The sequence below is a fragment of the Barnesiella sp. CU968 genome, from assembly GCF_905219685.1.
GTDB lineage: Bacteria > Bacteroidota > Bacteroidia > Bacteroidales > Muribaculaceae > Lepagella > Lepagella muris_A.
Genome location: NZ_CAJMXD010000078.1, coordinates 1 through 9,533, shown reverse-complemented (window position 1 = coordinate 9,533; position 9,533 = coordinate 1). Strand labels below are relative to the sequence as shown.

Here is a 9,533-nt window from a genome sequence, read left to right as displayed (position 1 = left end):
GCTCCCTCTTCGACTCGTAAAAACACCTCATAAAATCCTCTCAATGAACCTCACAATTAAATTTAAACAGTTTCTAACAGATTCCCGATATGAGCGTAAAGCATTATTGGAAAGAAAAATCAAAATATAGATATTATGGAAGTTAAGGAATATCTCAGCAACGCTGAAGACAACATGCAGCTGGCGGTAGATTATCTTGAGGATACTCTTTCGCATATACGTGCGGGAAAGGCGTCGGCACGTCTTCTCGATGGAATACGCGTGGATTATTACGGCTCGCAGGCTCCTGTTTCAAATGTGGCGAATGTCAGTGTTCCGGACGCGCGGACCATTGCCATCACGCCTTGGGAGAAATCGATGTTCAAGGAGATAGAAAAGGCTATTATCAATTCCGAACTCGGAATCATGCCCGAAAATAACGGTGAGGTTATACGCCTGTCGATACCTCCGTTGACTGAAGACAGACGCAAGCAGCTTGTGAAGCAGTCGAAAGGTGAGGCGGAAAATGCGAAAGTATCTGTGCGCAATGCGCGCCGCGAGGCTATCGAAGGACTGAAGAAAGAAATCAAGAACGGTCTCAGCGAAGACGTTGAGAAGGATGCGGAAAATGACGTGCAGAAACTTCATGACAAATACATGAAGAAAATCGATGCGCTCTTTGCAGAAAAAGAGAAAGAGATTCTGACTGTGTGATGTCTGATCTGATCAGCATAATAGTGCCGGTTTACGGCGTGGAAAAATATTTGCGTCAATGCGTTGAAAGCGTATTGGCGCAAACTTATTCCTGCTGGGAACTGATTCTTGTGGATGATGGCTCCACGGATGGCTCCCCGCTGATATGTGATGAATACGCTGCCGCGGATCAGCGCATAACTGTGGTTCATCAGGAGAACGGCGGGTTGTCTTTCGCAAGAAATTCGGGGCTTGCGCGCGCAAAGGGATGTATGGTGACATTTCTTGATGCCGATGACACTGTCCATCCCGAATACCTTCGTATATTGCATGACCTTCTTCTTGGTCACAATGCGGATGTGTCTTGCGTCTCGTTCACAACAGACGGTGCTTTCGATGTGAATCACGCACAGGTCCGTTGTTACGATGGCAAATCGTTTACGAACGCTATGTTGTATCAGAAATTCGGAAATCTGACGCATTCGGCATGGGGCAAGCTTTACAGGAGGGAAATTCTTCCCGAATCCCCCTTCACAATTGGCATCGGCTATGAGGACCTTGATGCTTTATACAGAATCTTTCCGGGACTCACCAAAGTTGTCACCACCTCTGCCGGGTTATATTTCTACCGTCAGAATCCACACAGTTATCTTCATACTTTCAATGCCCGGCGAGCGGATGTGCTTGATGTGACTGACAGGATAGCGGAGTTTTTCTCAAAGAGCGGGGCATATCCATCTCCTGAGCTTTACAAAGGGGCGCGCGACAGACGCATGAGCGCGCATTTCAACATATTCTGTCTTATGTCGATCAATGGTCACTATGACACAAGGCTTGAAAACAGGTGCTGGAATGTGATAAAAAAGGAAAGAATCTGTTCTGTAATCAATCCTGAAGTCAGGTTTAAGAACAAGGCGGGAGCAATACTCTCTTTCTTTGGAAGAAGAGCGGTTGCCTTCTTTGCCCGTTTTGTATACCGCTGACACGGCGGTACTATAGCGCTCCTTGCTCGATGAGCGTGGCTATCCGCTCTATCATTGCGTCTTCCTTGTTTTTTTCCGGATGGAATCCTGCCTTCATGTTCATGCCGAAAAACCTGCCGAATGTCTGCCAGAACCCGGCTCTGAATGAGCCTAAGAATGCCTTGACGATATTGAACGAAGACTGGTCGGTCTCGCGGTTTATCAGTTTGAGCAACACCTTTCCCTGGTTTTTTGTCATGGTTTTCACCACAGGCTTGTATTGCTCGAAAATATCCTTCTCAAGGCGTTTCAGATGACGTTCACGCTCTTTGCTGTCCGGAATAGTCTGGATATATTCATAGGTCTCGCATAATGCCGAGAAGGCGAGTTTCGCATAGGGTAGTGTCTTGCGCACATCTCTGACTGTCCGCCAGTAGAACTCCTCCTGTTTCTTATTCTTGAACTTCAGGGGCGGATATACGTTCAAATCCCTTATAAAGGTGTAGAGGCAGGTATCGCCGTATTCATCCACAATATACTTGTGTCCGCGATATGCCTTTATCTTAAGGCGCAGCTCACCCTGTGTCTCATCTTGAGCTGCTGAGGGCAGAGAGACACACAGGATGGAAAAGACCATCGCCAGAACTATATGCAGGCAGGTTCTTGACATCTGCGTTTTCAGAGAATATTAACTACATTAAAAGCTTACAAAGACAGCTGAATACAGCTTTCAGATATAAATTCTTCAAATAAACAGGAATGCCGCGTTTTTACCTAAACGGAATAGTGCCTCTAATATTGAATTGTTTAAGTTAACTTTTGTTGCAAACTCATTTTTCAGTTCAGCCAGTCGCCCGGGATTCGATGTTTCCATCTGTCGCGCCGAGCCGCACACTCCGTCAAGGTCAAGGAAATTTTTTACGAAAGAAAACAGCGATTCGTTGAATTCACCGATGGTTCCGTGGCTGCGTTCAAGATAAATTTTCTCTATCTCCGGATATATATAGGCAAAATATGGTGATTTGCCATATATGGCGTTTATGGTTCCGAGGTGTTCCTGCCGCCACCTGCCGTGATCGGAAATTCTGATTCTGTAAAGATCGGGATTTCTGTGTTTCAGACAGGCGCTTCCCCCTTCGAGGGGCACTGAAAGAATCTTCCCTCCCTCTATGACGGTGCGGGCTGCATTGTTTTTTGAAATTCCGGACACCCCTTGCGAAATGAGTGTCCGGAATATTTCTGCCGATGGAGCGAAAGGATATTGCGTCGTCATTTGTCGCGCATGTTTTTGCCATCCGGGTTTGGATTGGCGAAAATCCTGTTCCAGCGAATCTTGCCGTTGAAAAGTCCGCGTTCCTGATCAAAAGAGGCAATTATGAACAGAGGTGAGCCTACGATATGGTCTTCAGGGACAAATCCCCAGTAACGGCTGTCTGCGGAACGGTCGCGGTTGTCGCCCATCATCCAGTAATAATCCATCTTGAAAGTATAATACTCCTGTTCCTTGCCGTTGATGAATATTTTCCCGTCGCGCATGGTGAGGTCGTTGCCTTCGTATGTGCGGATGACCCTTTCGTAAAGGGGATAATTGTCGGGGGTAAGGTGCAGGGTTACTCCGCGTTTGGGAATCCAGAGCTCGCCCATGTCCGTACGTGTCCATCCGTAGTCTGCGTCAAGCGGGAAGATTCCGCCGAGGTCGAAGAGTCCGCTCTGACTTTCGCGCTGCAACGGACCGATAACCTCCCGCCATGTCTCTATTTCCGCTTTCATGGCTGCGGTAAGCGGCACATCATAATATGAGAAGCCGGCAATCTCGTTTCTTGACGGCATTCCTCCGTGATCTTCTTCGCGAACCCCGAGGTCATGCCATTTCTCCGCCGAAATCGGACCGTTTACAGNTATTATATAGTTATACTGAACGTTTTCAGGTTCGGGAACGGCTTTTCCGTTGATATATACCGTGTCGCCGGAGATTCGCAGACGTTCGCCCGGCAGACCTATGGCGCGTTTGACATAGTTCTCGCGGCGGTCCACAGGACGCCACACGACTTCTCCGAACATGCCTCTGTTCGCTTTGATGTATTCAAGAGGTTTCTCGATTCCTTCCCTGCGGAGCTCGTGGCATATCTGGTAATAGTCGGGGTTGGGGATTTTTGTCGCTACGGTGTCACCCTGAGGATAGTTGAAGACCACGATGTCTCCGCGTTCGATGGAACGGAAGCCGGGCATGCGGTGATATTCGAGCTGTGGTTTTTCGAGATAGCTCTTTGTATTAATCAGAGGCATCGTATGCTGTGCGAGCGGGAAGTGTATGGGAGTCTGCGGAACCCTGGCGCCGTAGATAGTCTTGTTTACCCAGAGGCGGTCACCTACAAGCAGAGATTTTTCCAGACTTGAGGATGGGATTTCGTATTGCTGCCCGATGAACGCGAATACGAAATATATCAGCACCAGTGCATAAACTATAGCGTCTACCCATGCCATCACGATCCGGGTCGGTCCCTTTTTCTTTTTCCACCATCCCCAGGGAATTATGTTGGTTATATATATGTCGAGCAATATGAGCCACAGGAAAAGCAGCCAGGGATTGCCCATCAATATTACCCAAAGGAAAAATATCGCCGAAACCACACCGAATCTTGCCCAGCGTGTGGCTTTTATGTTTTTTATATGTTCTTTAAATGATTCGCTCTGCATGATATGATGCCTTTATCAGATTTTGGATTGTACTGTAGCTTCTTAGAAATTGAATACTTCCCCGATGGTGTGGAAACCTTTGCGGTCAGCAAGCCATTCGGNGGCTATCACTGCTCCGAGAGCGAAGCCTTCACGCGTTTTGGCACTGTGAGAGATGGTTATGCTGTCGACCTGTGAATCCCATTCGATTGTGTGTATCCCCGGCACTTCACCACGGCGTATATGGTCAATCTCCAATATGTCACCATCCTTGTCGCCCGAAAGGGGACTGCATTTTCTGTCGGGAGTGTTTTCCGGCTCGCACCATCCCGATATGCGGCTGTTTTCCCGGATTATTTCTTCAGCAAGGGTTATTGCCGTTCCCGAAGGGTGGTCGAGTTTATGGATATGATGTGTCTCCTCCATGCGCGGGGAATACTGCGGAAAACCGTTCATTATTTTTGCCAGATAGCGGTTCACTGCCATAAAGATATTCACTCCGACGGAGAAATTGGAGGCGAAAAGGAATGTCCCTTTCCCTTCATCGCACAAAGCCTTGATTTCGGGCATTGCCTCGGTCCATCCGGTCGTTCCGCATACCACAGGCACTCCCTGCGCGAATGAGTGGCGGATATTGCCTACAGCTGTATCGGGTGTCGAGAACTCTATGACGCAGTCTGCACTGCGGAATGCCTCGCTGTTGAAATCCGCCGTGTTGTCTTTGTCAATTATGCAGACCACTTCGTGACCTCGGTCTTTTGCTATCTGTTCTATCATATGGCCCATCTTGCCATATCCTGTCAATGCTATTTTCATTTTAATCAGGTGTTTTAGATTGTTGATTAGAATCCGAAGGAAATGTTGTCGATATATAATGTCAGTCCTTCGGTGCCGATATATGCCTCTCCGCAGCTTGACGATGCCATGACGAGCACATGAGTGGGAGTGGTGTCGGCGGGTGCCCATCCCGTTTCGTGAACAGGCACCAGTTTGCCTTTTGAATTCATGGCATAATATGCCTTGTCTCCGTCGAGGAGTCCCATCCAGGGTTTATACCAGTTTTGTTTCGATATGTCGCCGTAATGTATAGGCAACATATGTTGTTTTGTCCATCTTGTGCTTTTGGAATAGCGTTCCCTCCCGGTGCCTACACGCTGTGCGTATATGTTTCCGTCTTTGTCTTCCCAGCGTTTCTGAAGCAACACATAAACTTCGGCGTTGTCGCGTCCCGGAAGCGTTTTCTTGCCGGAGAATCCCGTGGATTTTATTCTTGTGTCGGTATCGGGCATTTCCACCTTGAAGTCGTACACGAGTGCCTTTGGTCGCTTGGTGTAGGGTATTCCCATCTCCATTTTCGAATAGGGTCCTTTCGGAGATGTTATAGGCTCGAATATGCGTCCGAGGAATATAGTCCCGGCAACCATTACATCCATGTTGATGATTCCCATGACTTTCACCTCCTCCATTCTGGCTTCCATGCGCGCAGCCTTGTTTCCGTTGACCATAGCCGGAGTCACAGTGCCCGAGGCTTTTACGACTCCTGCCACTTTGGCGTAGACGTTGCTTGTTGCCCAGGGTGAGCCGCCTTCGTTGGAGTAGGGGGTGTTGTTGCCTGGCATGGTGCGGGTCGGCGCGATTTCGTAAATCGTCTTTTTCTTTCCGCCAAGCAATTTTGATTCAGCCACTTCGCGGCTGACCCAATTGGAGAAATCGCCATATTTTATCGGCTCAAGACGCAATGCTTCAGACGTCATGCCCAGGCATGCCGCCGCTATCGGAAATATGATTCTGAGAAATCTCATAGAGCCTTGAAAGTTTTATACGGCTCCCTCATCGGATTTTTTTGCGAGAAGGAGTCTAACTCACAAAGTTACAAAATTTCTTTGAATTATTTCGGATGATTTCGGTTAAATCCATGTCTTTCACCTCAGAAAGTCGTGCGATTATGGTTTCGACAGGAAGTGTGGACTCATCGGTTTCCGCAAGAATGCGTTCAGTGGGCATCGCGGAAAGTGTGTCGGGGTTGAATTTCTCGCCGAAGGAGATGTGGCAGCCGGAGCGTATCAGAGCCATGGCGGCGGCAGGTTTCCCTCTGAATCCGTGTATGCACCAGGGTTGCGTCGGTTTCATGTCGCGTTGCAGGCCGCATATGATATCGTCCGCTTTTACATCATGGACAATCAATGGCTTGCGTAGTTTTTCTGAAATCTCGACATGTCTTCGGAACACAAGCAGTTGCCGGAACATCGGCGCGCCGCGAAGCAGGTCTATCCCGCATTCGCCGATTGCGGCGACATTGGGTTGCGCCGCAATCTCCTCCAGTCTGGCGAACAGTCCGGCATCTTCCGTATCCTGCGTGTCCCATGGATGCACGCCGACAGAATAAAGCTGGCAGGACTTCATTTCTGAAGTCTCGGCGCTGTCGGGGCGTAATGCTTTTGATATTATCCCTTCTGGCTGGGGATAAGGGCGATGCGTATGAATGTCGATGATCATGCGTTTTAAACAAGCTCTAAATGAGACGGAATGATTTGCGGTGTATCGGTGTCGCACCCAGAGTGGCGATCGCAGAGCGGTGCGCCTTGGTGGGATAACCCATGTTCTGTTCCCAGCCGTAACCGGGATATTGGCGCGAGTATTCCGTCATGAGTTCATCGCGGTGTGTTTTTGCAAGTATTGATGCCGCAGCGATCGACATGTATGTGGCATCCCCCTTCACCACCGTGTGATGCGGTGTCTGCATGTTGAGAACCGGATCGAGATATGGCTTGAATTTATTGCCGTCGACAAGTATATGACCCGGTCTGACCGATAGCCTGTCGAGTGCGCGCTGCATTCCCGCTATGGATGCGTTGAGGATGTTTATCCTGTCTATCTCTTCGGCATCGACCATCACCACAGCCCAGGCAAGGGCTTCCTTTTCAATAAGTTTTCGCAAATCCTCACGTTTGTGTGCCGTCAGCTGCTTGGAGTCGTTGAGACCTTCGCATCTGAATCCATCCGGCAGAATCACCGCCGCGCAACTCACCGGACCGCACAGGCATCCGCGTCCCGCTTCGTCGCACCCTGCTTCCACCGCCCCTTCGCACATATGTTCCTTAAGCATGTCGGAATCCGGTTAGAATCTGCGGCAAGTGACTATTGATGCGGGAGAACGCATCACGAGCTGCTTGCCGTCAAGTTTTATGATCTCGAATACCACAGGGTTGGTGTATATCCCCCACATCCGGAGCGCGAGAAAGCCGTCGCTGTCCTGATTGTAAGGGAAATCCATTGACACTGTGGAGGCTGTCTTGTCGTAGTTCATGTTGCCCGCGACTGTGCCTCCGGCGGAATTCCTGCGAAGATTGACCACGTGAAGATTCAGGTCTATGTATGTGGCTACATGAGGAGTCTCGGTCCTCCCTTCGGTCAGGTGTTCTATTGTCATTACCTGCCACTGGCCGTCGAGCTTGCCGTTTATAGGCGCCTTGCGGCAGGATGTGACGGCGATGACCGTCAGGACAGAGCACAGCAGGGGGAGTATATATGATATTTTTCTTTTCATTGCTTTTTATTTTTAGGTCCGAACAACCATCCTGTCTTACTTATTTTCAGCATGGCGCCATAGCTGTTGCCTATCAGTGGACCGGAGTCCATTCCGAAGGCGAGGTCTGCCTGCCATCCTTTCAGTTTCTTGGGTTTGTATGTGACTTCAGCCATCAGGTTGAAGCTTGTTTTTGTTTCCGGGAAAGGCATTTCGTAGGTTCCCCAGCTTTTCTGGTATGACGCGAGAACGCGGTAGCCTAATTCGTCGAGAGGCTGTCCCTTGAATCCGAGATGATGTCCCCACATGCGGTTGGAGAGGAAACTCAGACTGTGGTTTGCATTGTATATGGGGGATATTATCAACGGGTTTCCTATGCCCATTCCCCAGTGTTGCCAGCCGTTGTATATGCCGTGGTTATAATAGTTGTCACGTCCGCTGACCTGCTCGTTGATCTCGGGAGTATGGTCCCAATATACAGAACCCGACTGGTCTTTGTTGTAGATGAATTCATAGACAGCCTCGGATATCCAGCGGTTTTTCGGGAATTTTGCCTCAACGCCCCAGAGTCCGTCTTTCCAGGGATAATCGAAAAAGAGCATCGAATGGTCTTCATAGAAGTGCTGGTAATACAGCTTTACGCTCCAGTCGGATTTAGGTTTCCATGCGAGAGCGAAGTTCCAGCTTCCGAGCATGTTCCCCTCTACATTTACCTGTTCGCCTGCGGGGGTGTCATCTCCTCCTTTCATTGGAATAAGAGCCTTGATGAAGTTCTTCCAGCCATGAGGCATATAGGTTACGTGTCCGTTGCTGTATGACTGTCCGCCGAACTGGGTCGCCATCTCGAGTCCGAGTTCGAATTCAAGAGGGAATTTTTTAGCGTTTCCCCCTCTGAAGAATATTGCCTTTGAATGATAAAGTGTGTTGAGCGTATATTTGGAAGTCTTGTTCACCCAGCTTTCAATCCACCGGTTGTCAGTGAATTTGCCATATGCGATATAACCTTTTACGGCAAACCATCCTTTGGTGCCCCAGAAATCGGCATAATCGAAGATTCCGACCCTGACCTGCGGAATAGGACGAGCGTTTCCCGAATAAGTCAGGTTGCCTGTAGCCAGATCGGAATTGGAAATGAATCCGGACATCTCTTTGCTTCCCGCCATAATGTTGAGACATCGGTATTTTGCTTCGGCATAAAGCTGCTGCACAACAAACACGGATGAAAACCTTGCCGCCACGGCAAGATCGACTCCCGCTCCCCAGGTGAACCGGCGTGTGGTGTCCATGTCGTGAAACGCTCCCAGACGGAGATATCCGTTGTTGCGCTCTACAGATGAAAGTCCGTATTTATTGTTCATCAGCCAGAATGGGGTATGTTCGCCTCCGGCGATATTTATCCCTATTTCGCCATGATAGCGGATAGAGTCGTTCCATTCGGCTTTTGCCACCGAAGGGAAGAGAGACACAGCCGCCAAGGCAAGCAGTGGAAATAACTTATGCATCATTGCTGTGATTGTCTTTTGAAGTGGAATCGTGACAATTGAAATGAACGACAACGCATCGCGCATTTCAATTAAAACATCGCGTGTGATAAAAAGTTGAGACCGGCAATCGAAAATGACTGCCGGTCTCGGGGATAGGATGGATTTGGGGATGTAGTCCATAGCAGAGTCGAACTGCTCTTTAGAGAATGAAAA

At 49.0% G+C, this 9,533-nt stretch carries 11 protein-coding genes; 2 read left to right on the top strand and 9 right to left on the bottom strand.

The window, feature by feature from the left end:
• Positions 1-135 precede the first annotated feature (135 nt).
• Together frr and JX312_RS04790 are read left to right on the top strand one after the other, a co-directional pair.
• The gene (gene frr / locus JX312_RS04795; protein WP_123403232.1) at positions 136-693 is read left to right on the top strand and encodes a ribosome recycling factor; all 558 of its coding nucleotides are present in this window, start codon (positions 136-138) and stop codon (positions 691-693) included.
• Positions 693-1,655, top strand: coding sequence for a glycosyltransferase family 2 protein (locus tag JX312_RS04790; RefSeq protein WP_204457227.1), 963 nt, complete (start codon positions 693-695; stop codon positions 1,653-1,655). Before frr ends, JX312_RS04790 begins: the two co-directional genes overlap by 1 nt.
• A 10-nt stretch (positions 1,656-1,665) precedes the next feature.
• Here the strand turns inward: JX312_RS04790 and JX312_RS04785 are convergent, their stop codons facing one another.
• The 9 genes from JX312_RS04785 to JX312_RS04745 form a co-directional block, all read right to left on the bottom strand.
• Entirely contained in the window at positions 1,666-2,304 is a 639-nt protein-coding gene (locus JX312_RS04785; RefSeq protein ID WP_239653806.1) for a DUF4294 domain-containing protein, read from the bottom strand.
• Positions 2,305-2,379: 75 nt separating this feature from the next.
• A complete protein-coding gene (locus JX312_RS04780; RefSeq protein ID WP_204457226.1) occupies positions 2,380-2,907 on the bottom strand; it encodes a WbqC family protein in 528 nt (175 codons plus the stop codon).
• Entirely contained in the window at positions 2,904-4,331 is a 1,428-nt protein-coding gene (locus tag JX312_RS04775; RefSeq protein WP_204457225.1) for a S26 family signal peptidase, read from the bottom strand. Before JX312_RS04775 ends, JX312_RS04780 begins: the two co-directional genes overlap by 4 nt.
• Before the next feature lie 42 nt (positions 4,332-4,373).
• Complete coding sequence (dapB, locus tag JX312_RS04770) at positions 4,374-5,126, bottom strand: 4-hydroxy-tetrahydrodipicolinate reductase (protein ID WP_204457224.1); 753 nt, start codon at positions 5,124-5,126, stop codon at positions 4,374-4,376.
• A gap of 26 nt (positions 5,127-5,152) precedes the next feature.
• Positions 5,153-6,112 (bottom strand): PCMD domain-containing protein, encoded by a 960-nt coding sequence (locus JX312_RS04765; protein WP_204457223.1) that lies wholly within the window; start codon positions 6,110-6,112, stop codon positions 5,153-5,155.
• Between the two features lie 55 nt (positions 6,113-6,167).
• Entirely contained in the window at positions 6,168-6,806 is a 639-nt protein-coding gene (locus JX312_RS04760) for a TatD family hydrolase (RefSeq protein ID WP_204457222.1), read from the bottom strand.
• Between the two features lie 16 nt (positions 6,807-6,822).
• Entirely contained in the window at positions 6,823-7,416 is a 594-nt protein-coding gene (locus tag JX312_RS04755; RefSeq protein ID WP_204457221.1) for a ribonuclease HII, read from the bottom strand.
• Positions 7,417-7,428: 12 nt separating this feature from the next.
• Entirely contained in the window at positions 7,429-7,857 is a 429-nt protein-coding gene (locus JX312_RS04750; RefSeq protein ID WP_123403249.1) for a lipocalin-like domain-containing protein, read from the bottom strand.
• Positions 7,854-9,533: hypothetical protein (locus JX312_RS04745; protein WP_370541472.1), on the bottom strand; the 1,680-nt coding region annotated here is incomplete at its 5' end. The genes JX312_RS04750 and JX312_RS04745, both read right to left, overlap by 4 nt.

What these genes read in the sequence shown, in the direction of transcription:
- frr (WP_123403232.1), top strand. Translation starts at nt 136, where the DNA reads ATGGAAGTTAAGGAATATCTCAGCAACGCTGAAGACAACATGCAGCTG.
- JX312_RS04790 (WP_204457227.1), top strand. Translation starts at nt 693, where the DNA reads ATGTCTGATCTGATCAGCATAATAGTGCCGGTTTACGGCGTGGAAAAA.
- JX312_RS04785 (WP_239653806.1), bottom strand. Translation starts at nt 2,304, where the DNA reads ATGTCAAGAACCTGCCTGCATATAGTTCTGGCGATGGTCTTTTCCATC.
- JX312_RS04780 (WP_204457226.1), bottom strand. Translation starts at nt 2,907, where the DNA reads ATGACGACGCAATATCCTTTCGCTCCATCGGCAGAAATATTCCGGACA.
- JX312_RS04765 (WP_204457223.1), bottom strand. Translation starts at nt 6,112, where the DNA reads ATGAGATTTCTCAGAATCATATTTCCGATAGCGGCGGCATGCCTGGGC.
- JX312_RS04760 (WP_204457222.1), bottom strand. Translation starts at nt 6,806, where the DNA reads ATGATCATCGACATTCATACGCATCGCCCTTATCCCCAGCCAGAAGGG.
- JX312_RS04755 (WP_204457221.1), bottom strand. Translation starts at nt 7,416, where the DNA reads ATGCTTAAGGAACATATGTGCGAAGGGGCGGTGGAAGCAGGGTGCGAC.
- JX312_RS04750 (WP_123403249.1), bottom strand. Translation starts at nt 7,857, where the DNA reads ATGAAAAGAAAAATATCATATATACTCCCCCTGCTGTGCTCTGTCCTG.